This is a genomic window from Streptomyces sp. CNZ287, from assembly GCF_007827615.1.
This window is the reverse complement of record NZ_VISV01000030.1, coordinates 27,051-49,395: the sequence shown is the minus strand read 5'-3', so window position 1 is coordinate 49,395 and position 22,345 is coordinate 27,051. Positions and strand designations below refer to the sequence as shown.

The 22,345-nt window shown below is 71.6% G+C and carries 20 protein-coding genes and 1 pseudogene; 9 read left to right on the top strand and 12 right to left on the bottom strand.

Annotation, left to right across the window (positions count from 1 at the left end; genetic code table 11):
* Window positions 1-145: 145 nt before the first annotated feature.
* The 5 genes from FB457_RS33685 (at window position 146) to FB457_RS33665 (ending at window position 5,827) form a co-directional block, all read left to right on the top strand.
* Window positions 146-874 (top strand): hypothetical protein, encoded by a 729-nt coding sequence (locus tag FB457_RS33685; protein ID WP_145784399.1) that lies wholly within the window; start codon window positions 146-148, stop codon window positions 872-874.
* 126 nt (window positions 875-1,000) lie between these two features.
* Complete coding sequence (locus FB457_RS33680) at window positions 1,001-1,873, top strand: hypothetical protein (protein WP_145784397.1); 873 nt, start codon at window positions 1,001-1,003, stop codon at window positions 1,871-1,873.
* Window positions 1,874-2,117: 244 nt separating this feature from the next.
* Window positions 2,118-4,295: a tetratricopeptide repeat protein gene (locus FB457_RS33675; RefSeq protein WP_145784396.1), complete on the top strand. Its 2,178-nt coding sequence runs from the start codon at window positions 2,118-2,120 to the stop codon at window positions 4,293-4,295.
* A gap of 234 nt (window positions 4,296-4,529) precedes the next feature.
* Entirely contained in the window at window positions 4,530-4,991 is a 462-nt protein-coding gene (locus FB457_RS33670; protein ID WP_186462087.1) for an NUDIX hydrolase, read from the top strand.
* Window positions 4,991-5,827: an SAM-dependent methyltransferase gene (locus tag FB457_RS33665; RefSeq protein ID WP_145784391.1), complete on the top strand. Its 837-nt coding sequence runs from the start codon at window positions 4,991-4,993 to the stop codon at window positions 5,825-5,827. The genes FB457_RS33670 and FB457_RS33665 overlap by 1 nt, the downstream gene beginning before the upstream one ends.
* A 76-nt stretch (window positions 5,828-5,903) precedes the next feature.
* Here the strand turns inward: FB457_RS33665 and FB457_RS33660 are convergent, their stop codons facing one another.
* From FB457_RS33660 to FB457_RS33620, 10 genes are all read right to left on the bottom strand, one after another.
* Window positions 5,904-6,758 (bottom strand): helix-turn-helix domain-containing protein, encoded by an 855-nt coding sequence (locus tag FB457_RS33660; RefSeq protein WP_145784389.1) that lies wholly within the window; start codon window positions 6,756-6,758, stop codon window positions 5,904-5,906.
* Window positions 6,759-6,773: 15 nt separating this feature from the next.
* A complete protein-coding gene (locus tag FB457_RS35560; protein WP_186462093.1) occupies window positions 6,774-6,935 on the bottom strand; it encodes a hypothetical protein in 162 nt (53 codons plus the stop codon).
* A gap of 585 nt (window positions 6,936-7,520) precedes the next feature.
* The gene (locus FB457_RS33655) at window positions 7,521-8,693 is read right to left on the bottom strand and encodes a GNAT family N-acetyltransferase (RefSeq protein ID WP_145784388.1); all 1,173 of its coding nucleotides are present in this window, start codon (window positions 8,691-8,693) and stop codon (window positions 7,521-7,523) included.
* A 14-nt stretch (window positions 8,694-8,707) separates the two neighbouring features.
* Window positions 8,708-9,238 (bottom strand): MaoC family dehydratase, encoded by a 531-nt coding sequence (locus FB457_RS33650; RefSeq protein WP_145784386.1) that lies wholly within the window; start codon window positions 9,236-9,238, stop codon window positions 8,708-8,710.
* Entirely contained in the window at window positions 9,235-10,080 is an 846-nt protein-coding gene (locus FB457_RS33645) for an HpcH/HpaI aldolase/citrate lyase family protein (protein WP_145784385.1), read from the bottom strand. Before FB457_RS33645 ends, FB457_RS33650 begins: the two co-directional genes overlap by 4 nt.
* A gap of 6 nt (window positions 10,081-10,086) precedes the next feature.
* The gene (locus FB457_RS33640) at window positions 10,087-10,317 is read right to left on the bottom strand and encodes an acyl carrier protein (protein WP_145784383.1); all 231 of its coding nucleotides are present in this window, start codon (window positions 10,315-10,317) and stop codon (window positions 10,087-10,089) included.
* Window positions 10,314-11,300 (bottom strand): beta-ketoacyl-ACP synthase III, encoded by a 987-nt coding sequence (locus FB457_RS33635; RefSeq protein WP_145784381.1) that lies wholly within the window; start codon window positions 11,298-11,300, stop codon window positions 10,314-10,316. Before FB457_RS33635 ends, FB457_RS33640 begins: the two co-directional genes overlap by 4 nt.
* Entirely contained in the window at window positions 11,297-12,322 is a 1,026-nt protein-coding gene (dmpG, locus tag FB457_RS33630; protein WP_486589235.1) for a 4-hydroxy-2-oxovalerate aldolase, read from the bottom strand. Before dmpG ends, FB457_RS33635 begins: the two co-directional genes overlap by 4 nt.
* A 14-nt stretch (window positions 12,323-12,336) precedes the next feature.
* On the bottom strand, window positions 12,337-13,206 hold the full coding sequence (locus FB457_RS33625; protein ID WP_145784380.1) for an acetaldehyde dehydrogenase (acetylating): 870 nt from the start codon (window positions 13,204-13,206) through the stop codon (window positions 12,337-12,339).
* 75 nt (window positions 13,207-13,281) lie between these two features.
* Window positions 13,282-14,100: a 2-keto-4-pentenoate hydratase gene (locus tag FB457_RS33620; RefSeq protein WP_486589234.1), complete on the bottom strand. Its 819-nt coding sequence runs from the start codon at window positions 14,098-14,100 to the stop codon at window positions 13,282-13,284.
* A gap of 158 nt (window positions 14,101-14,258) precedes the next feature.
* On the opposite strand from FB457_RS33620, the gene FB457_RS33615 reads away from it, so the two are divergent.
* Window positions 14,259-15,632: an NsdA family TPR-like regulatory protein gene (locus FB457_RS33615; protein ID WP_186462086.1), complete on the top strand. Its 1,374-nt coding sequence runs from the start codon at window positions 14,259-14,261 to the stop codon at window positions 15,630-15,632.
* 7 nt (window positions 15,633-15,639) lie between these two features.
* Here FB457_RS33615 and FB457_RS33610 read toward each other — a convergent pair whose 3' ends face one another.
* Window positions 15,640-16,380 (bottom strand): NUDIX domain-containing protein, encoded by a 741-nt coding sequence (locus tag FB457_RS33610; RefSeq protein WP_145784377.1) that lies wholly within the window; start codon window positions 16,378-16,380, stop codon window positions 15,640-15,642.
* Between the two features lie 273 nt (window positions 16,381-16,653).
* On the opposite strand from FB457_RS33610, the pseudogene FB457_RS33605 reads away from it, so the two are divergent.
* The 3 genes and pseudogenes from FB457_RS33605 to FB457_RS33600 all read left to right on the top strand — a co-directional run.
* Window positions 16,654-17,883: pseudogene (locus FB457_RS33605) on the top strand (NsdA family TPR-like regulatory protein); the annotation flags it as partial.
* A 132-nt stretch (window positions 17,884-18,015) separates the two neighbouring features.
* Window positions 18,016-18,444 (top strand): hypothetical protein, encoded by a 429-nt coding sequence (locus tag FB457_RS35555; RefSeq protein WP_186462092.1) that lies wholly within the window; start codon window positions 18,016-18,018, stop codon window positions 18,442-18,444.
* A gap of 191 nt (window positions 18,445-18,635) precedes the next feature.
* Window positions 18,636-20,090, top strand: coding sequence for a serine/threonine-protein kinase (locus FB457_RS33600; protein WP_186462085.1), 1,455 nt, complete (start codon window positions 18,636-18,638; stop codon window positions 20,088-20,090).
* Here FB457_RS33600 and FB457_RS33595 read toward each other — a convergent pair.
* Window positions 20,087-22,324 carry a S8 family serine peptidase gene (locus tag FB457_RS33595; protein WP_186462084.1) on the bottom strand — a complete coding sequence of 746 codons (2,238 nt, stop codon included), beginning with the start codon at window positions 22,322-22,324 and terminating at the stop codon, window positions 20,087-20,089. The two genes, FB457_RS33600 and FB457_RS33595, sit on opposite strands and share 4 nt — an antisense overlap.
* Between the last annotated feature and the right edge of the window lie 21 nt (window positions 22,325-22,345).

Sequence of the window (22,345 nt, the reverse complement as noted above, 5' to 3'; positions counted from 1 at the left end):
CAACGGCTCCGCCCGCGACGGAGACCGGGCCTTGGGGGTGGATCACCGAGATCAGGACACGGGCACGGTGATCCACCCCCACCCCCCGCTGTGCACCGCAAGAGAAGCGGGCCATCCCGCCTCTCCACCCGACCAGGAGACGTACATGACCTACTTCCCGATGACGGAATCCCCCTTTTTCGTTCCGATACTTATCCGCGAGGACATGGAGTGGCTGACTGAGCACACCGACGTCGAGCCGCGCATCGAACGACCCACCAAACAGACCCTGCGCGTCCTCCACGAGGGCAAGCGCCTGCGTCTGGAGCTGAACTACCGGCGCAATTACCAGGGAAAGTGGAGGCTGTGCGTCTCACCCCTTTACCAGGACGGTGAGCGCCGTGAACCGGCCAACGGGTGGTACGACTACGCCCGCATCTTCAACAGGATCGAGCACGGGAAAAAGCCCGAACTCCTGGAAATCGAGCCCCTGCCCCCAGAACACAAGATTCCCTTGGCAGTTCAGGGGGAACTCGATGGCTTCCGCAAGGTCGGGAAGAAGCACGGCGGTGAGACCACCATCGGGCTGCACGGACTCAAGTACGTAATCTGCCTCCATGCGCCGAACGGGGCGCGCTGGTACCAGTTCTATGCCCGGCGCGGTGGAGTGTACGTACGCGAGATGGTGCAGATCTACGACAGCGACGGTAACGACACCACGCGCGAAGTCCTTACCGGCACCGTGCAGTTCCAGATTGAAGCTTTCAAGGCGCTCGTGACCCGCTTCGGGGGAAGCCGGACCCCTTCGAAGATGGGCTCGCCCAGCCGCACGCCGGAATCGGCAGGCCCGACCAACTCCGTGACCGTGCGCAAGCACAGTGTCATTCGGGTGTGAGCCGGGCGGCGGAATCACCGAAGTGACGAACCTGCTGCTCACGCGTGGATATCAGCCCCTTGCAGCAATCACCAACACGCCCTACCCCGTGGAGAGAGTCCTTCCCGCATGCCACCCCCCAGCTATATGCACGTAGAGAACGAAGCCGGCCGCCGCCACCTTGCCCTCGCCCACCGCATCGAGCGCATAGCCCGTGCGTGCGCCCCGCACGTCGAGGACATCACCGGCCTGCTGCTCCCCCCGCGGGTAGTCATCCGCCTGGTCACCCCCGGCGCACTCCGCGCCGCCCGCCAAGCGCACCACGAACGGCTGCTCACCACCGAAGTACGGGAACTCCTGCCGCGCGCACCCCACGTCCACGCGGCACGCAAGCAGACGCAGCAGCAAAAGGGCGGCCCCGCACGCCGGCAGGGAGTAGCAGCGGAGACGATCCTCACCGCCGACGGCGGCGCCGAAATCCTGATGACCCCGAAGGCCCTGCGCCGTGGCGGGCGCGATGAGGACGACGACGGGTGGCTGCACCTGACCCTTGCCCAGGCGCTGTGCCGGCCGGCCCAGCACCGCGCTTCCCAAGGGACAGCACTCGTTTTGATCGACACGCCGTTTCCGCACGCGCGAGGCGTTGACGACCTTGCCCTGGATGACCTGACCGCCGGGCACGCCATGTGGGCGGGACGACGGGTGCAGACCACCCTCCTGCGCGCCCCGCTGGCCGAGCCAACCACCCCCAGGACCTCCTGGGCATATCGCAGGCACGAGACGTGGACCCGGCCGGCCTCAGAAGCGGTCGACCAATGCGCAGAGGACTTCGTCACCTACGCGATGGCCCAGTTGGGAACCGCTCTCTTCAACCGGCTGTGGCAGCGCCTCGATCTCACCCCGACCCACGACGAACTGAACACCCCGATCCAGTGGATCACGCGCATCTACCCCCTGCTCACTGCCGATACCCCAGTGAACGAGCCCTTCTCAACTCGCCCTAACCCGCGGTTCCGCTAGCCAGGGGCGCCGGCCCCTCGTGCTGGGCCGTCCAACCCCGAGCCCACGGACGCGCAGACCGGCGCCGGCCCTGCGGCCCCTCAGCCGGTCGGCGCCGAGTAGGACCCCGAGCGCGGCGCCAGACCTCCCTCTTCGGCCCCAGCCGACGGAGGCGGAGCGGACAGCCCGCAACCCGAGGGGTCTTGATCGCCCTCCGGGCGCGGGCCGGAGCCAGATTTGATCACGAGAACTGCGAGGTACCCGCATGGCACCGTCCGAAGGCCATCCGTCACCGCGGAGCGATACGCGCAACGAGCTGTCCGGGACCGTCCACGGGCCCAGCCTTCAGGCGGCCACCATCCGCGGCGACGTGTACCTCGGCGCCGCGCCCCGGCCGCGGCCGCCGGTGCCCCGGCAGCTTCCGCCGCGGCCCCGGTACTTCACCAACCGCGACGCCGCGCTGGAGGTCCTCGACCGTGCGCTGGCACGGGCGCACCTCGTCGAGAACGCTGCCGCGCTCGTCGCCATCAGCGGCCCGCCGGGGGTCGGCAAGACGTCCCTCGCACTGTCGTGGCTGCACCGCCACCGCAACGACTTCCCGGACGGACAGCTCTACGCCGACCTGGAAGGCCACCGGACAGGCGAGCCGACCAGCCCCGCCCGCGTGCTGCCCCGCTTCCTCCAGGCGCTCGGCGTCGCCCCGGAGCACGCCCCCGTCGACCTCGCCGGGCAGATGGCCCACTTCCGCACGGTCACCACCGGCCGGCGTATCGCCGTGCTGTGCGACAACGCCCTGTCCGCCGCCCAGGTCCGGCCCCTGATGCCGACGGGCAGCCTCTGCGTGGTGACCAGCCGCTGGCATCTGCGGCCCCTGCTGCTCGACGGCGCGGAGTTCGTGCAGCTCGAACCGCTGGACACCGACTCGGCCATGGAACTGCTCGGCAACGTCGCCGGGCACGATCGCGTCGCCGCCGATGCCGCCGCCGCCCGCGAACTGGTCCTGTCCTGCGGCCGCTTCCCGCTGCCGGTGCTCGTCAGCGCGGCGCTGCTCGCCGAGCGGCCCGGCTGGAGCGTCGCGACGGCGCTCCAGCCGGGCCGCTCGGCCCACCCGTATCTCACCCACACAGATGAGGAGGTCTCCATGGAGACCAGGTTCGACGAGGTGTACGCGACTCTCCCCGACGGCGCCGCGCGGCTGTATCGCAGGATGGGCCTGCACCCCGGCAGCGAGTTCGACGTCGGCGTCGCCGAGGCCGTGGCGGCGGTATCCCCCGAGATCCCCGCGCCGGCCGACAGCCTGGCGGCTCTGGTGCACGCCAACCTCCTCGGCACGGACGACCCCGGCCGGTACCGCTTCCACGACCTCATCCACGAGCACGCCAGGCAGCGCGGCGACGCCGACGACGCCGACGACGACGTCGACGTAAGCGATCTGACCGTACAGCGGATCATCGACCACTACCTCGCCACCGCGAACAGCGCCGATCACGTCATCTACCCGCAACGCCGGCGCCCGGCGCCGGAATACCTGCTCCGGCCACAGGAGAGCCGTACGTTCGCGGACTTCGCCACCGCGCTGGGGTGGTTCGAGACGGAACTCGCCAACTTGATGGGTGTCCAGCGGCTCGCCTCGGGAGGCGGACACCCGTCAGCCGCCTGGCAGATCGCGGATGCCATGTGGGGGTTGTTCATCCACACGCGCTACTACCAGGACTGGGTCACCAGCTACGAGATCGGCGCCGAGGCCGCCCGTGCGTGCGGTCACCGCCTCGGCGAGGCGAGGCTGCGGACCGGCCTCGGGGTGGCCCTGCGGGACACCGGGCGGTACGAAGACGCGCTCGTCGCCTTCGGCCAGGCGCTGGAGCTGCGCCGCGAGATCGGCGACCGCAGGGGTGAGGCGCTGGTCATGCACAACGTGGGCCTCGTCCGCCTGCAACAAGAGGAACCGGACCGGGCGGGCGAGCTGTTCCGTACCGCGCTGGCCATCCGGCGGGACGTGGGGGACACCCGCGGGACCGCGCGGGAGCACTCCGCCATCGGCGAGGTGGAAAGCCTCCTCGGGCACCATGACGACGCCATCCGTCATCTCACGCGGGCCATGGACCTGATCGAGGGGACGGCGGACCTCAATTCCGAGATCCCGGCGCGCCGCCGCCTCGGGCAGGCGTATCTGCGCGCCGGTGACCGCCCGGCCGCGCGCGCCCAACTCGAAACCGCCGTGGACGCGCTTCGGGATGCCGGTGACGTCTTCGACGTAGGCACCCTGCACGAGCTCCTCGGCAATATCGCCGCGGATGACGGGGATTCCGCTTCGGCCCGGGACCACTACGACCGGGCCGAGGAGGTCTACCGCAAACTCGGCGCCCTCCCGCACGCGGAACGCGCCGCCGAACACAAGCGACGCCTCAACCCCGACTCCGAGCCGGACGCGCCGACGACCTGACCTCACGGCGGGCGCCCCGGCACGCCCGCCCGAGCCAGCCGACGCCGAGCCGGGGTGCGCGAGGCAGACCCAAGCGCGCCGCAGACCTCCCTGCTCCGCCCCAGTCGGCGGGGGCGGACGGCCCGCGGCCCTGACGGTACGGGCCCGCACCACCCGCGGGACCCCGGCGAGCAGCCCCTCAGGCTGCTCCCGGGGCCCCGCGGCCTACGACCGCTACGACCCCCGGGAGCGACCGTGACCGAAGAACTCCCCACGCCCGGCCAGAGCCGCAAGCCGCGAAGGGAGAAGGCGGCCCCCGGCCCCGCGCGCACCGTGGCGATAGTGCTCCAGGACCCCGCGGGCCGGGTGCTGCTCGTACGCTGGCCGCCCGGTATCGGTCGGTGGCGCTTACCCGGCGGCGCCGTGGCCGAGGACGAATCGCCCTTCGTGGCTACCCGCCGCCTCGTGGCCGCCCGGCTTGGCATCGAGGTTGAACCCGCTCTCCTGCTGACGGAACACTGGATCCCCTCCCGCCCCGGCCGCCGCGGCGGGCTCACGGCCGCTCTCCTGGGCGAGACGTTGACGGTCCATCACCTCGCGGCCGTCACCCCGAACCGTGCGGCGGTCGCCTCCTGGCGCATGCTGGACCATGCCCGCGCCTGCGACCTGCTCCCGAACCCCATCGCCGCCCGGATCCCCGGCGCCCGGGGCGCCTGATGGTCGACGTCAGCCGCGCCCACAGCGCCCGTGTCCACGACGTGCTCCTTGGCGGGACGGACAACTACGAGTCCGACCGGATCGCCGTCGCGAGGATCCTCGACCTCGAATCCGACACCGACACCGACACCGCCGAGGTCATCAGGGGCAGCCGGACGTTCCTCCTGGAGACCGTCCGCCGCCTGGCACGCTATTCCAGGGTCGGCCAGTTCATCGAACTCGGGTGCGGATTGCCGACCAGGCGCACGGTGCACGGTGTAGCGCAACGGGCCCGCCGGGACGCGCGGGTCGTGTACGTCGACAACGATCGGATCGTGCTCGACCGCGGCCGCATGCTGCTGGAAGAGAACGCACAGACCAGGGTGATCCGCGCCGACCTGCGCCACGGCGCCGGAGAGGTCTTCGCCCGTGTCCAGCAGACCCAGGAAGGCGAGCAGGCCCCGTTCCTCGATCCCGGGCGGCCGAGCGCGGCTCTGCTCAGTGGGATCCTGGAAGAACTCGACGACGACGCCGCCGCTCGGCTCGTCGGCGACGTCCGCGCCCACCTCGCCCCAGGCAGTCACGTCGTCGTCTCGCACCTCACCAGCCAGGATCAGGGGTTCCGCCGCAAAGCGACGCAGCTCATGAACGACCTCTTCCCCGGCGGGTGGGGCCGCGTGCGATCCCCCCAGGAGGTCGCCGGGCTCCTCACCGGACTGACCCTCACCCGGCCCCTGAGGGACGTCACCACCTGGCACTCCCGCCAGGCCGCCGGCGCTGTCCCGCCTTTCGGATGGATCGCCTATGGCGGGACCGCCCGGATCCCGGCGGCAGACGGGATCTCCCCGAAGCGGTAGGCGAGATCGGAATTGTCGCCGAGCCGCCAGTCGCCAGAGCCGACATCGGCGGGCGTGGCCCGTAGGCTCGGAGCATTCACGGTTCGTCGGTGCAGGGGCAGCCGCCGTGGCCCTGCACCAGGTCGGATAGCCGTACGCGCAGCACGGTGGAACAGGTCAGGCAGCGCACCGTCCAGGGAGCGGTGAAGGTGCGGTACCGCTCGATGGGTATGTGCCCGAGGTCCTGGACGAGGCCTATCGCCCGCGCCGGGGTGATACGGCCGGAGCGCGAGCCGGCTGCTTCGCCTTCCAGCCGCAGCAGGAGCCGCCGCGCCGCGGTGAGTTCCCTGCTCCGCTGCCCGTGGGCACGCTGCCAAGCACGCACCCACACCGGTCTCTCGTCCTCCGGCACCTGGCACGCCACCAAGAACGCCAGCACCTCTCCACTGGTCGTCGGCATCCGGCGGCGCGCCAGGATCCGCTGGATACCGCTACGCGAGAGCGGCGCCGAACGGGCCCGGCGGGCGCGCCGTTCCATCTCCCGGTGCGACGGGGCCCCGCTGCGCTCGTGCAGATCCACCAGCGCCACCCCCAGCTCGGACTGATCCTGGATCATCTCCGGGGACACCGCGGCAGCCGCGACTGGGCTGCGGCGCTCCTCGCGCCGGGCGTCGAGCCACAGCCGGTCGGCAACATCCACATCCAGCCCGCAGCCGGCCGCATACGCCAGCACCACCGGGCGCGTCGGCACCCTCGTTCCGGATGCCGCACGCTGCAGTGTCGAGACCGAGTACTCCGCCCGCCGCGCCAGCACGGCGTACGGCACGCCTCGTAGGAGTTGCTCACCGCGCACGTAACAGGCGCTCTCGCGGCCCTCACGCAGGTAGACCGCGAGCCTGCCCACCGCAGTCGACGCGGCCTCCGGCGGGAGCGGCTGCTCGGGTCGCCCCATCGTCGTGACCCCGCCTCACGCCGGGGCCACGGGCAGCACCTGCAGCCCCGGTCCGCGGCCGGTGCACACCACCACGACCGCGGCCGCCGTCATCCCGGCCGCGCCGAGCAGGGCCGCGATCTCCGCCAGTTCCAGGCCGATCACCGCCAGGAACCCCGCCAGTAGCACGATCACCACGATCACGCACGTCTCGCCGGCGCCGAGCCGACGGCAGGGGGCCTCCCCGAGCCCAGTTGTTCCGCATGTATGTCCCCCAGGCACCTGCAACACCCCTATTTCCGAGGTGTCCGGCGGCGGAACGCCTCCGGACACCGATCCACTCCATCAACTGGTCATATGCCAGGGGGAGTTGATGCATCCCGCTGGCGCGAGGAGCATCGTGCCAGCGCCGGTACGGTCCGCGCGGGCAGCGGCCGGAGTTGTCTCCGGAACGACTCAATGCGACCGCGTACGCCGCGGCACACGCCGATGGGTGATCAGACCTGGGCCATTCTGAGAAAACCCGTGACCAGGCAGAAGGACTGAGGATGTACCAAGTGCGGGCGATACACCGTGGGACGGAAGAATCAATCCGGCTCAGCGCGTGCATCGGGCGGCTGCGAAGGGGGTCTGGGCCCCGACGGGCAGATTCGGCAGCCAGGCGTTGGACGGCCTTCGGCACATTCCGCGGCCGGAATCCCGGGCGCAGTCCTGATGGGGGACCAGGTGGCGCGCAGTGCGCCGTGCATCGGGCAGGGCACCAGAGCGACCTCCCCGATGCGGCTAGAAGTGGTCGGGAAGCCAGGGCTCGAACTGTGCCGTGCTGTGGACGAGGGTTGCGAGCGCCGTTTGTGATCTGGTGTGGGTGCCGGCCATGCGGGCTGTGGTGGTGGAGCGGTAGCCGCCGGCGTACCAGACGGCGAGTTGGCGCTGTGTGAGGGTCACCTGCCCTCGGATGTGGGTGGGGGTGAGTTCGGCTGCTCCGTCTTCGATCTGGAGCATCCACCGGTCCTGGTCGCCGGTCGTGGGGTTCTCGGTCTCGATGGGTACGGCGGTGGTGAGGTCGTGCGGCCAGCCGCGAAGGTGGATGGCCTGGGGGAGGTTGAGGATGCGGAGCATCCAGGGGTGCCAGGCTTCGGCGGTGGTGCGGTGGTGGCGCAGTCCGTGGAGGAGGGTGGGGTAGGGCGGGAGTGCGCCGCGGCGGAAGGTGATGGTGCGGGCGCGGGTGTTGTGGCGGCCGAGGAAGGCGAGCATGGCGCTGGCGGTGGGCTGGTCGGCGGCCCAGAAGTCGTGGACGGTCAGGCTCATGCCGTGGTGCTCGTGCCGTGTGGTGGCGAGGCTCAGCAGGCCGGTGATGGAGTGGCCGGGTTGGCTGAAGCGGTAGGTGGTGAGGTTGCTCTTGGCCTGCTTCCACTGGGTCCACCAGGGGGTGCGGTGGACGGGGCCGTTCCACTGGCGGGCGAGGTCGCGTTGAAGGTCTTCGGCTTCGTCGGTCAGCCCGTGCTCGACCTCGAAGTCCTCATCGGCGAAGGAGCGTTTGAGGTCGTCGGTGGCCACGGCCCAGGCGAAGACGTCGGTGGGGGCTTCCCATCCGAGGCGGCGGGCGTAGCCGGTGGAAGAGGTGCTGATGGTGGAGATCACCGCGCCGCGGTCGATCAGGGGGCGCAGGCGTTCGGTGGTCATGTCGGTGGCCAGGTGCTCGCCGCGTTCCTCGGGGGCTACGCAGCCGTCGCCGAGGCAGGCGCTGGGGACGGGGGCGCCGCCGAAGTACTGCTCGGCGAGGAGGCCGAGGCCGCCGGCGACGACCCGTCCGCGGCGGAGGGCGACGCGGAGGTCGGCGTGCTCGCGCAGGTGGGTGATGTCGCTGATCGAGTGGCCGTAGGCGCGCGCGGCGAGCTGGTGGTACTGCTCCCACAGAGCGTCGTCGGCTGGTGCGAAGGTCAACTGCGGGCTCATGACTCTCCCCTCGTTCAGTAGTTGGTGGCGTTGCGGGCGGTGTCGGCGTCCAGCGGGACGAGGAAGGTGCGGGTGAAGGCCAGGACGCTGGTGCCCGCCTGGTTGTGGGCGGTGGTGTGGCAGGTGATGACGCCGGTGCCGGGGCGGCTTTCGGAGGTTCGCCGGGTGAGGATTCTCGTTTCGGCGTAGAGGGTGTCTCCGAGGTGGACGGGTGCGGTGAAGCGCACCTTGTCGACGGCGAGGTTGGCGGTGGTCAGGCCGCTGATGCTGCGCACGGTCATGCCGGCGACGAGGTTGAGGGTGACGCCGGAGCAGACCAGGATGCGGCCCCAGGGGGTCTGGCTGCTGTGGTGGGCGTCGGTGTGGATGGGGGCGACGTTGCCGCTGAGGGCTGCGCCGAGGAGGTTGTCGAGTTCGGTGACGGTGCGGCCGGGCCGGTGCTCGATGATCAGGCCGGGGGCGAGTTCGGGATAGGCGAGGCCGACGTTCTCGCGGTACCGATCTTCGCCGATCTGGCGGTAGCCGCGGGGCGGGTCGGGGCTCATGGCGTGCGGTCCGCTTCGGCGACAAGCGCGCGGGCCGCGTTGAAGAAGGGGGTGCCGCGCATCTGCCCGTCGACGGTGGTGACCGTTCCGCCGCTGGCGTCGGCGGCGGCGACGACGGCGCGTGCCTGGGCGATCTCCTGGGCGGTGGGTGTGAAGACCTCGTTGATCACCTGGACGTGGCGCGGGTGGACGCAGCCCTTGCCGTGGAAGCCGAGGTTCTTGGCGCGCTCGGCGTCCTGGCGCAGGATGCCGGGGTCGTTGAGCGTCCAGGTGGGGGCGTCGATGGCGGGGATGTTCGCGGCGGTGGCGGCGTTGATGAGGGCGGAGCGGGCGTAGTGCAGCGTGTCCCAGTCCATGCCGCAGCCGACGGTGGCGGCGTAGTCGGCGGAGCCGAAGATGACGCCGCCGAGCCGGGGTGCGCGCGTGATCGCGGGGAGGGTGTCGAAGGCGCGGGGGCTTTCGATCAGGGCCCAGATGTCGGGGGTGTAGCCGTCGGCGTCCAGGGCGGCGGCGACGAGTTCGATGTCGCGGGGGGATTCCACCTTGGGGACCACGATGAGGTCGGGCCGGGTGGTGTAGTCGGCCAGGGCGGCGAGGTCTTTGATGCCGTCGATCGTGGTGAGGCCGTTCATCCGGATGCCGAGGGTGCACGGCGGGTCGGGGAGGGCGAAGAACGCTTCGCAGGCGGTGCGGGCGGTGTGCTTGTCGGGGAGGGCGACGGAGTCCTCGATGTCGACGACGGCGACGCCGGCGCCGGAGTTCTGCGCGCTGGCGAAGCGGTCGGGGTGCAGGCCGGGGGTGATGATCCAGGCCCGTCCGGGCCGGGGGCTGGTGCTGGTCATGGGTCGTCACCTTCCGTTGCGCTTGGTGGTGATGAGGGCGTCGAGCTGGCCGAGGGTGGCGGCATCGCGGATGTCGCTGTCGCTGATGTCGATGCCGTAGCGGTCGGTGAGCAGGACGGACAGCTCGACGACGGCGAGGGAGTCGAATCCGGCCTGGTCGAGGCTGGCGTCGTCGGTGAGACGGTCGGCGGGCAGCTTGAGGTCGTCGGTCAGGATGCGGCGGAGGTCACCGGTCATGCCGTGGCTCCTTGGGGAAGGCAGGGTGGGAGGTCGGGCCAGGTGAGGGTGGTGGCGCCCCAGGTGAGTCCGGCGCCGGCCGCGGTGAGCAGGGTGCGGTGGCCGGCCTTGAGGCGGCCGTCGGTGATGGAGCGGGCCAGGAGCAGGGGGATGGACGCGGCGCCGGTGTTGCCGGTGTCGGTGATGCTGCTGAGCTGGCGGTCGTCGGGAACGCCGAGCTTGCGGGCGACCGCGGCGGTGACGCGGCTGTTGGCCTGGTGCGGGACCAGGCGATCGACGTCCGCGAGGTTCCAACCGGCGGCGTCGGCGGCCTGGCGGGCTGCGGTGGACATGCGGTCGACGGCGTGCCGGAAGACGTCGGCTCCGTCCATGTGCAGGGCGCCGGGGCCAGCGGCCCGGATTAGTTCGGCGCCGGTGCCGTCGCTGCCCAGCGTGATCGGCCCGAGTGCCCCGGCCTCGTCCGCGCTGCCGCGGCGCAGCACGGCGGCTCCGGCGCCGTCGCCGAACAGCGGGACGGTCGTACGGTCCGTGCGGTCGGGGAGGGTGGCGAGGCGGTCGGCGCCGATGACCAGGGCGCTGTCTGCGGTGCGGTTGGCGATGAGTCCAGCGGCGGTCGCGAGGGCGTAGAGGAATCCGGTGCAGCCGGCCGCGAGGTCGTAGGCGGGGATGCCGGTCAGCCCGAGGCGGGTGGCGACGGTGGGGGCGGTGGCCGGGCAGCAGCGGTCCGGGGTGGTTGTGGCCACCACCAGCGCCTGCACCGCGGTCGTGTTGCCGTTGGCGAGGGCCTGGGTGGCGGCCCGTACGGCGAGGTCGGTCGTGGACAGGTCCGCCCCAGCGATGTGCCGCCGGGCGATGCCCGTCCGTGAGCGGATCCACTCGTCCGTAGTGTCCAGACGCGTCGTCAGATCGGCGTTCGAGACGGTGTGCGGGGGCAGCGCCGCGCCGACCCCGCACACCACGGCGGCCTCCAGCGCGGCGCTCATCGCGTGCCTGCTTTCAGCCGCCGGGCGACGTCACCGATCAGGTCCTCCTGCCCGGCGACGACCTGCCGGTTGCCGAGGGCGAGGAACAGGTCGACGGGATCGACGCCTTCGGCGCGCGCGGTCTGCATGACGGGCCGCTTGAAGCCGGAGAACACGCCGGCGAGGCCGCTGGCCACAGCGATCGAGTCGATGGACGGCGGGGCCTTCATCAGGCGCTCGGCGGCCACGTCGGCGGCGGCCAGGACCTTCCGCAAGGTGATGCCGGTGTGGACGCCGCGGCGTTCGAGGGCGGCCACGAGGGCTTCGAGCTGGGTGTTGCCGGCCCCGGCGCCGAACCCGCGGGCGGTCGCGTCGATGACCGTCGCGCCGGCGTCCACGGCGGCGAGGCTGTTCGCCACGGCCAGGCCCAGGTTGTTGTGCCCGTGGAAGATCACCGGCACGTCGACGGCCTCGGCGATGGCGCTCACACGCTCGGCGACGTCGGCGGGGAGGTAGTGGCCGGCGGAGTCCATGATGCCCACCGCCTGTGCGCCGAACCGGCCCATCAGGGCGCAGTGCTCGGCCAGCTCGCCGGGGTCGGCCATGTGGCTCATGAGCAGGACGCCCTGCGCTTCGGCGCCGAGGTCGCGGGCGACGCCGAGGTGGCGTTCGGTGACGTCGGCCTCGGTGCAGTGCGCGGCGATCCGTACGACGTCGGCGCCGTGGTGGACGGCGGCCGTCAGGTCGTCGGAGGTGCCCCAGCCGGGGGCCATGAAGACGCCCATCCGTGACGAGGTGAGCACGTCGCGGACGGTGGTGAGCATCGTGGCGTCGTCGAGGAGGGCGCGGCCGATCTGCAGGCTGGAGGCCCCCAGGCCGTTGCCGTGGCCGACCTCCACCACCGGCACCCCGGCGGCGTTCGCGGCGGTGGCGTAGGCGCGGAGCTGGTCGGCGTCGAGCTGGTGGCCGACCGCGTGATGTCCGTCGCGCAGCGTCGGATCGTGCAGCATGATCCCGGGCTGCTCGTGCGGGGTGGTGTCCATGGTCGGGGTTCCCTTCATCGGGAAGCCGCGGCCTGCTGCTCGGCGAGCAGGACGGCGGCGGCGTTGATGATGTCGACGCTTCCGGCGTGGCGGGGCAGACGGCCGCCTAAGGCGGTCACCTCCACCGCCACCGAGATCCGGCCCGGGTCCACGACGAGCGACGTCACCGTGAACCCGGGCGCGTAGGCGCGCACCGCGCGGGCGGCGACCGCGATGCTCGTACGGACCGGCGCGGGGTGTACGTCGTCGGCGAGGACGGTCATGGCCACGCGGAACGGCGGGGCCGGCCGGGCGGGGCTGATGTTGACCATCACCTTCGCCTCCGGTGCGCCGGTGAAGTGCCGGATCGTGGCCGAGGTGGTGGCGAGGTACTGATCGAGGTTGAGGCGGGTGGCCCGGCCGGCGCTTGCGCTCGCTCCGGTGCAGACCACCTCGATGTAGCTGGGGGTGCAGCGCCGGGAGATCGCGTGCAGGAGCGGGATGGCCGCCTGCCCGCCGCAGCTCACGAGGTTCCAGTGCCGCTCGGACACCGGCCGGGGGTAGTCGATACCCGGGATGATGCTCGTGCCGAGCCCCGCGGGAGTCAGGTCGATCAAGGTGGTGCCGGTCGGGCGTAGCGCCGCCCAGTGCCCGGCGTGGCTGTCGGCGTTGGTGGCGTCGAAGACCGCGTCGAAAGGCCCGGCGTCCACGACGGCGCCAATTCCGCCGGCCGTGGCGGGGTGGCCCATCTCGGCCGCCCGGCGAAGGCCCAGGCTCTCCCGGTCACGGCCTGCCACCAGGGCCAGTTCCAGGGTTTCCGAACGGCGGATCTTGTCGGCCAAGTCGACGCCGATCAGACCCGCGCCGAGTACCGCGACGCGCCGATTGCGTTCATCAGCAGCCATCGGCCGCTCCTTCGTACGAGGGGAGGGTGGTACAGGAGAGGGTGCAGGGCCGGCGGGGGTGCCGTCGCCTGAGGATCAGCGCACGTGCAGTTCGACCGGAGGCAGGTGCGTCGAGCGGGCGCGCACCGTGCTGCGGCCGGGGAGGGGGAGGCTGGCGTGCACGGCTCCGGCCAGGACCAGTTGCCCGCCGAGCAGGCGGTCGCCGTGGCGGTGGAGCCGTCCGGCGAGCCAGGCCAGGGCACGCAGCGGGTCGCCGAGGACAGCACGTCCTTCCCCGGTGGCGGTGTCGGTTCCGTCGATGCTGAGGACCAGCACCTCCGCGGCCAGGTCCATGTGCGCGCTGAGCGGCACCATGGGTCCGGTGACGGCCCATGCGCAGGAGGCGTTGTCGGCGATGCTGTCCGCGACCGTCATCCGCCACCCGGTGAACCGGGTGTCGATCACCTCCAGGGCGAGGAACACGTCCTTCACCGCCGCCCGCGCTTCGTCCACGCTCACACTCGGGCCTGCCAGGTCGCAGCCGAGCCGGAACGCGATCTCGGCCTCCACCCGCGGCTGCATCAGCACTGACCTCGCCAGGACGCTGCCGGTGGGCAGCACCCGGTCGTCCAGCAGGACACCCGAGTCCGGCTCGGCGACGCCCATCTGTTCCTGCATCGCCGCAGAGGTCACCCCGGCCTTGTGCCCGACGACACGGGCGCCGCCCGCGATCCGCCGCGCCACCACCGCCGCCTGCACCCGGTACGCGGTCTCCAACGACAACCCCGCCTCGGCGCTCAGCACCTCGACCGGCACGCACTCGTACTCCGCCGCCAGCAGCTTCGCGGCCGTAGCGGCGACCCAGCGATCACCCGGCTCGTCCATGACCACCCCTTCCTCGCGGGCACGGGACATCACATGCGGCGGTACGCAGACACGCTCACGAAAAGCCGATCCCCGCAGCGCTCCGGCCGCGGCCTCGGACCTGATGAAGAGTCAACCCGCCGGGCCTGCACAGCGGTACGGTGACGGACAGCCCAAGCGGTATATCGCGTATATCGGAGCAGATGCTCATGACCACGCGCCCACCGAACGTCCAGCTCAGCGCCCTCGTCGCAGAATCCGGCCTCACCTACGAGGCCCTGGCCAAGGCCGTCTGCACCGTCGCCGCCGAATACGGCGCACGATTACGCACGAACAGGTCCAACGTCGAGCACTGGATCTCCGGAACCATCCCCCGCGGGGACACACCCCACTACCTCGCCGTCGCCCTCTCCCGCCGCCTGGGCCGCCTCCTGACCCCCGCCGACCTCGGCCTGCCCGCCCCAGCCGGCGGGGAGGATGACACCATCGGACTGTCCCTCGAAAGCGACCCGGTGGACGACCTGCTGCACCTGTGGAGGTACGAAGTGGACCGCCGCCGCCTCCTGACGGCCTCCGCCTACTCCGTGGCAGCCGCAGCCCTACCCCTGACCCACATCCAGGACATCGCCGCCCGCACCACGGCAGCCCGCATCGGCCACACCGTCGGCATGGCCGAAGTCGCCGCCGTCCGCGACATGATCGCGGCCTTCTCCGAACTCGACGAACGCCACGGCGGCCAGCACGCCCGCAGCGCCCTGGTCACCTACCTCCGCGACGACGTCGCCCCTCTGTGCCGGGCCCGGTTCCGCACCGACGAAGCCCGCCGGCAGATGCTCTCCGCCGCCAGCCGCGGCGTCCACCTCCTCGGCTGGAAAAGCTACGACGCCGGTCAGCAGGGCCTCGCCCAGCGCTACTACCTCAAGTCCTACGCCCTGGCCACCGAATCCGGCCTACGCGGGCACGACGGATTCGTGATGCGCACCATGGCCATGCAGGGCCTCAAACTCCACCGCCCCGAACACTGCCAGGCCCTCGCCGAAACCGGCCTCAACCGCGCCAAGGGACACGTGGACGCCCAGACCGAAGCCCTCTTCCGCGTCGTCCACGCCCACACCCTCGCCAAGAGCGGCCAACGCCGCGCTGCTCTGGCCGAAGCCGAACACGCCCGCACTCTGCTCGCCGGTGCCGTCGGCGACGAGACACCGTTCTGGGCACTCGCCTGGGGCCCGCCCGCAGCGTCGGTGTACTCCCGCACCGCCAAGGTCCACGAAACCCTAGGCGACCACCGAGCCGCCGCCGAGAACTACGCACTGGCAGCCATTGCACGCCCGGCAGCCACCTACGCGCGCATCGTCGCCCTGGACCTGGTCGCCGGCGCCGAGATGCACCTCAACCGCGGCAGCATCGAACAGGCATGCACCACCTGGCACCGCGCCCTCGACCACATGGACGGCGTCCGCTCCAACCGCACCCGCAAAGCCGTCACCCGCATGCGCGGCGACCTCACCCGCTTCCGAGGCCGCGGCCTGCGATGCGTCACTGAACTCGACGAGCGCGCCCGGAACTTCCTCACCGGCACCTGACCTCCGCTCAGCGCCGCTCGCAGAAGCGGCGGACAACCGGCTCCAGGTAGTCCGCGTGCGGACCAGCCAGACCCGCCACCTCCTCCGGCGAGGACACCAGCGCGATGTCGTCAAGCTCCGGCTCACGCCCCTGGGCGCGCTCGGCTGCCGCAGCGGCGGCCAGACCAGCTCGCAACGCCGCCTCGGGACGCGCGGGGGCCAGGTAGGTCAGGCCGATGCTGCCGTTCTCGCCGCGGGTCACGGTCCACAGCCGCAACTCCTCGGCGAGCACGCCGATCCCCACCTCCTCGACGAGTTCCCGTGCTGCCTGGCCGGCCAGCGCCGACTCGTCGAGCACCGCCCCTTCCCCGGGAGGCTCCACAGAGCCTCCCGGCAGTTGCCAACGGCACGGGGCAGCAGTAGAAGGCGCCATCCGCGCCACCAGCACCCGGCCGTCGTCGGTCGGCTGGACGACGTTCACGAACAGCGACGGCAGCGCGGTGGCGCCGGGGACACGACGTAGCGCGTAGTGCCGGTACGTCACCCCTACCCAGGACAGACGCAGCACCCGTGGGCCCAGCCACTCCAGCCCTCTACATGCGACCACCGGTCCGTCGAAGAGGTTGGGGTTGGCCCGGACCGCTTTCTCCCATACCCGGTCTCGGGCCTCGGCGTCCTGGGGAAGCAGCGGCGGCTCCTCGGCTTCGGCGAGTACAAGTTGCTCGACATCGAGGAGGTCAATGCCCACGGGGGGTAGGGTCTCGGTCACCGGCTCATCGTAGAACCGGTGATCGCTGCGAACCCCCGGGCTCAACCAGCCGGCGGCGAAGGGTATGGCGTGGCGGAGTCAGGGTTGCAGGGGGTTGTCGTCGATGGCCGGTACGTGCTGGCCGAGCCGCTCGATGCCGGCGTCGTGGGGAGCTGTGGCGGGCCCGTGACAACACCTCGGCGGTGAGGTCGCCTTGCTCACCGCCCCGAGCCGGCGGAAGCAGCAGACCGGCCGGAGAAGCGCGGACCCGTTGCGAGCCGTCTTCTCCAGACCCGGGGCGACGGCGTCACGTGCTGGGAAGATGCACGCGCCCCCGATCAGCCGACCCGGCGACTTCTGGCAGCGCTGCTCGGTATTCCTCCGAGACCGTCGATGAGCGACCATGGCCTCAGTGGTTGGCAGAGGACCCACTCCAGCGAGCAACCCCGCGATCGTGGAGACGCTGCTGGTTTTGGCCAGGCTCTGACCGAACTCGTCGAAGGAGTCCCCGTGGAGGCCACCCGCCGCGAACTCGTCCGCCTTACCGGCGGCACACTCACTGCCACGCTCCTCGCCTGGATCTGCGCCGACCCAGCCGCCGCCGGACAGGTCACCACGGGCAGCCGCATCGGCGAGGAAGCAGTGGCCCGCATCGAGAAGATCGTGGACAAACTCCGGCGAAGGGACGACGCCGACGGAGGCGGCACCATCTTGCAGGACTCCGCCAGCGCGCTCGCCCTGGCCCGCGGGCTGCTCGAACACGGGAACGCCACCAGCGCCCACAGGACCCGCCTGTGGGCCGCCGCCTCCGACCTGGCCCGCCAGCGTGCCGCGGCCAGGTTCGACGTCACGGGCGTCTGCGCCGACCGAACCTTCGAAGGCGCGATGCACTTCGCCGACATGGCCGGTGACAAGGCGCTCGGCGCCAACGCGCTGAGCTTCTGGACGGTCAGCGCCTACAACTCCGGGCGGCTGAACGACGCCGAGGCCATGGCATCGGCCGCCCTGGCCGCCGTCCGCGGCAAGACCACCCCACGTGTCGAGGCGCTGCTGCACACCCGCCGCGGACGGTCCCGTGCACATCTGCAGGACGCTCGCTGCTGGGCGGACTTCGACATGGCCGAACACCTCCTGTCCAGCTCACCCGAGTCGAAGGGAGGAGACCCCGGCTGGATCTACTGGTTCGACCGCTCCGAGATCCTCGCCGCCAGGGCATCCAGCCACCGCGACATGGGCCAGCCCGGCAAGGCCGAGACGCTCTTCGTCGAGGCGCAGGCCCTGTTCCCAGCCACGACCGTACGGACCCAGGCCCTCTACCTCTCCCGGCAGGCCGATGCCCAGCTCACGCAGGGCCACCTCGAAGAGGCCTGCGCAACCGCTGGCACAGCGCTGGACCTGACCGAAACCATCAGCTCCCACCGCACCACCGAACCCCTGCTGGAACTGGCGGACCGACTCAATGATCATTCCCTGCCCGAAGCCCGCGACTTCTGCGAGCGGGTACGAGTCGTCCTCACGGCCTGACCGGCGTGGGGCAGGCCGTACGCCGTACTGCGAGAGGGACAGGGAGGCAAGGCCATCAGCACCACGGCGAGCCGGGACAACCGGCGTGCGGCAGCCCGGCGGTTGGCTGGCCAGGCGCAGCAGGTGCGGCGCGTGGACGGAGGCTGGCGGCGTCGCGAAGTACTGCGGCGGCTCAGCCGGGGCCGGTACGGACGGCGCAAGGGCTGGCCGCACATCCCCGAGGTGAACGCCCCCTGGCAGGACACCATCTCCGCAGAACGCGACGGATGGCGCACCCGCGCCGCCAACCTGCAAGGCGAGGACGACCACGCGTTCGCCGTCGACTACCGCGTATGCCGGCGCTGCCGGCTCGCCTGGGTCGAGAACCCCTACACCCCCGAACCGCTTCAACGCTGCGGTCTGGCCTCAGCCGGACTGGCCGCGCTCAGACAGGAGTTCCCCGGGCATTCCTGGCACACCCTCGGCGGTCACAGCCGCGACTCGCGCGCCTTCTGGACTGCGGCCGGCGAGGGCGTGCCGGGCGGCTACCAGCAGCACGAGGTGTGTCCCCACGTGCCGTAGCGTCCCGCCTCGACCGGCGGGCTGCCCCGACGAGCCGCTCCCCCTTCGTATTCGTACGGCCGCGGGCGAGTTTGTGCCCTGGGGGCGGTGGCTCGGCGGGTACTACGCTGTGGCCCGACTCGGGGCGCCGGGGAGGCCGCCGGGCCGTGACCAGGTCCGGCATACGGTGCGGGGGAAGAAGGGGGCACGGCGTGTCGGAGACGGGGCTACGGGGGATCGTCGTCGACGGCCGGTACGAGCTGGCCGAGCCGCTCGATGCCGGCGCGGTGGGGGAGTTGTGGAGGGCCCGGGACAGCACTCTCGGCGGCGAGGTCGCCGTGCAGTTGCTCACCGCGCCAGAGCCGACGCAAGGAGCAGCCCGGGCGGAAGAGCGGGCCGACATCGAGGCCGCAGCCCGCCAACTGATCCGGCTGAACAGCCCGCACCTGGCGGCCGTCGTAGGCCACGGCACCACCGAGCTCGCCGGGCGGATCGGTGTCGGCTACCTGGCGCTGACACCGCTGCGCGGCCGCCCGCTCGGGCAGGTGCTGCGCGAGCAGGGCGCCCTCGATTGGCGCCGGGCGCTGGCCTTAACGGAGCAGATATGTGCGGCGCTCGCCGTCGTGCACACCGCCGGGATGGCACACGGCGCACTCCAGCCCGCCGGCGTGCTCGTCGACGACGACGGCGGCGGCGAGCACGGCACGGTCACCGTGCTGGACACCGGTCTCGCGGAGCTCGCCCACACTGGCCTCCCGCTCGCCGAGGCTGACGAACGACTGGCAGGGGGCGTGCCGTATCTGGCGCCGGAGCGTGGTTCCGGAGCACCGGCCGCCGCGCGCGCCGATATCTACGCGGTGGGGTGTCTGCTGTACGAGCTGCTGACCGGTCGCCCGCCGTACACCGGCACGGTCGCCGAAGTCCTGGAACAGCATCGCGAGAGCCTGCCGCTGCGGCCCAGCCGCGTGGTGCGCACGGTCCCGGAGGCGATCGACGACCTGGTGTTCACCCTGATGGCCCGAGAGCCGGCCGACCGGCCCGCGCACGGTGAACAGGCCGCGGCCGCCATCGCCGCGGCCCGCACGAGCCTGAAGCCGCCGGCACCTCGAACCGGTGCCGCGGACCTCCCGGCTTCCGAAGCTGTCGAGTCGGCGGAGCTGCCCGCGGACATCGTCGAGCCGGCCGAAGGGCCGCAGCCGGTCGACGGCACCGAGGTGATGCCGCCGGCCGGCGCAGCCTCGGTCCCGCCGCGGGACGGCGGAGCGCAGGTCCGTCGAGGTGGTCGCGGGCGGCGGGTGCTGGCGGCGGCCGGGGCCGTGCTGGTGGCGGCCAGCGGGGTACTCGGGTACCTGGCGCTGACCGCCTACGACGAGTCCGAGGTGCTGGAGTCGGTACGGCGCGCGACCGAGGACCTCAACTACGGCGAGCTGAACGGCAAGGGGCTCTCGCGTGAGGAGGCCGCCGAGCAGGCGCTGGACGACAACAGCGGCTGGCTGAAGCTGCGTACGACGGAACTCGGCAGCACGGTGATGTCCGGCCCTGAGTCCGGCGCGGGGGTCTTCGAGGTCACCAACCTGTTCGGGCAGCACCCGGTGTGCATGCGGGTGGCCACCGAAGTGCCGGGCCCCAGCTTTGCCGCCCGCTACAGCCCCGGCCGCTGCAGCTAGTTCACCTCGATGCGCAGGTGCATGTTCGGATCCTGCGCGGCGCGGCTCTCGGCCCCGTCACCGTCCCCGGTCAGCGGCACGGGCTCGGCGGTGGTCAGGGGCGTGGCCTCGACCAGCATGCCCTCGATGCCCTCGATGCGCCGGGCGTACTCGTCGAAGGCGGCCTGCTGCTGCTCGGCGGTTCCGGTCTGCGCCGGGTCCAGGCCCTCGGTGGCTTCCATCTGGGCCGGGCAGTCCGCCAGATCGTCGTTCTTCAGCGTCATCGGCGGTAGTTGTCCGTGCTTGCCGGTGGTGGCGCCGTCGCCGAGGGAGAACGTGAGCCGTGCTCGCGCGGGGGCGTTCTCGTCGCCGCCGGTGAAGTCCTCCACCCCGACCTTGACCGGGGTCTCCCAGCGGAAGACCTGGGACGCCGGCGCGGGCAGATCGCTGTGGCAGAACATGCGGTGCCAGCCGGTCATGTCCTGGCCGCGGTTCATGCCTCTGGCCAGGCGGGAGAAGTTCAGCCGGCCGGCCGCGGTGACCGACCCGTCCTTGTGCACGTAGACCTGGCCAGCGATCGCGCCATACCCCCACGGCTCGCCCTTGTACATGGCGAACCCGCCGTCCCACCACGGTGTGGACACGCTCACGTAGATCCGCCTCTTCGCATCGGCGCCGAACTGCAGCTCCTTGACGGCCTCCAACTCGGCGCGCATCGGGTGCTTCGGCCCCACGCCGAGGAACGCCTCGAACGGGTAGATCGCTTTCATGCCCGTGACTGCCGGCGGTTCGTAGTCGTCGATGTCGACGTAGCCGAGGCTGACCAGCATCGCGTAGGTGCTCAGCCGTCCGTCGGCCAGTTGCCACTGGGGAAGCAGCTCGCGGATGTCGGCTGGCGCAAGATCCGGGCGGTCTGCGAGCAGGGCGGCGATCAGCCCGCTGACCAGAGGGGCGGCGAGGGAGGTGCCGTCGTTGATGGCGTAGCCGCCGCCTGGCCAGGCGTGCATCAGCCGTACTCCGGGGGCGAGGACGTCGACGTCGCCGCGGACGGACGAGCAGTCATCCCGTTTGCCGTCCGGGCCGTAGGCACCGACGGAGATGACGGAGTCGACCACGGCCGGGGACCAGGGTTCATTGATCTCGGCCGGTTCCTCAGTGCAGCCGGGGCCGGGGCCGTTGTTGCCCGCCGCGCCGACCACCACCACACCGTTCTCCTCGGCGTAGGCGGATGCCGCTTCCAGGCTGTCGGGGCACCCGGCCAGCTTCCGGTCCGTGCAGCCCGTGCCGGCGGAGATGTTGATGACGTCCGCTCCGTGGTCGACGGCCCAGATGATGCCCTCGGCCAGATCCGCATCGCTCGGCGTCGCAGCCCCGAGGGAGACCGGCAGGATCTTCGCACCCGGTGCCACCCCGGGAACGCCCCCGGCGGGCTGCCCGACGAGCAGCGAGGAGGTGGCGGTGGCGTGCGCGCCCGGCTCGGCCTCGCCGTCGCCGCCGATGACGGTGCCCTCCCCGACCGCGCCCTCAAGAGACGGGTGCGTGGTGTCGGGGCTGCCGGATTCCACCATCGCGACGGTGACGCCCTCACCGCGCGGTTCGCCGGGCAGCCGGTCGAGTTCCATGGCCTCCTTCTGCCATACCGCGGACTTGGGGACCCTCTCCGACGACGACTGCCCGTCGTCGTCCTGGGCGTCGGTGACCGGATGGTTCACGGAGGCGGAGATGACCTCCCGGTCGCCCCAGGTCTCCTCGATCTTGCGGCGGGCCGCGGCGGCGGAGGCGACCGGGATGCGCTCCACCGTGGGCGGGTTGTTCTCCGGGTCGTCTGGCACGGGGTCCTGCCGGATGACCACCACTTCCTTCAGCGGCCGAGCAGGCTCCTCGGCCACCGGCGCCGGCGCTTGAACGGAGGCGGTGGAGGCCCTGGAGAAGTCGCCGTCGGCCGTTACCGCCGAGACCGCGACTTCCTGACGGCTGCCGCCGGCCCGCGGCGGCAGCACCAGCGTGCACCTCTGCGCGCAGATCGAGGCCGGCACATCCATCTGCGCGGTACCGTCATCGACCCGGAAGCGATCGATCCCCCGCACCGGCCCCCACTCCAGGCGGATCTGCCCCTCCCGCACGGCCGCGGACACCGCCGACATCCGAAGCGACGAATCCAACCCGCCCTCCTGCTCCGGGGGCTTGTCCGAGAAGCGGCCGTCCGCAGCCTGCTCCCAGAAATCTCCACTGGAGCACGCCGTCAGCAGCGCCATGGCGGCGGCGATCCCCGCTAA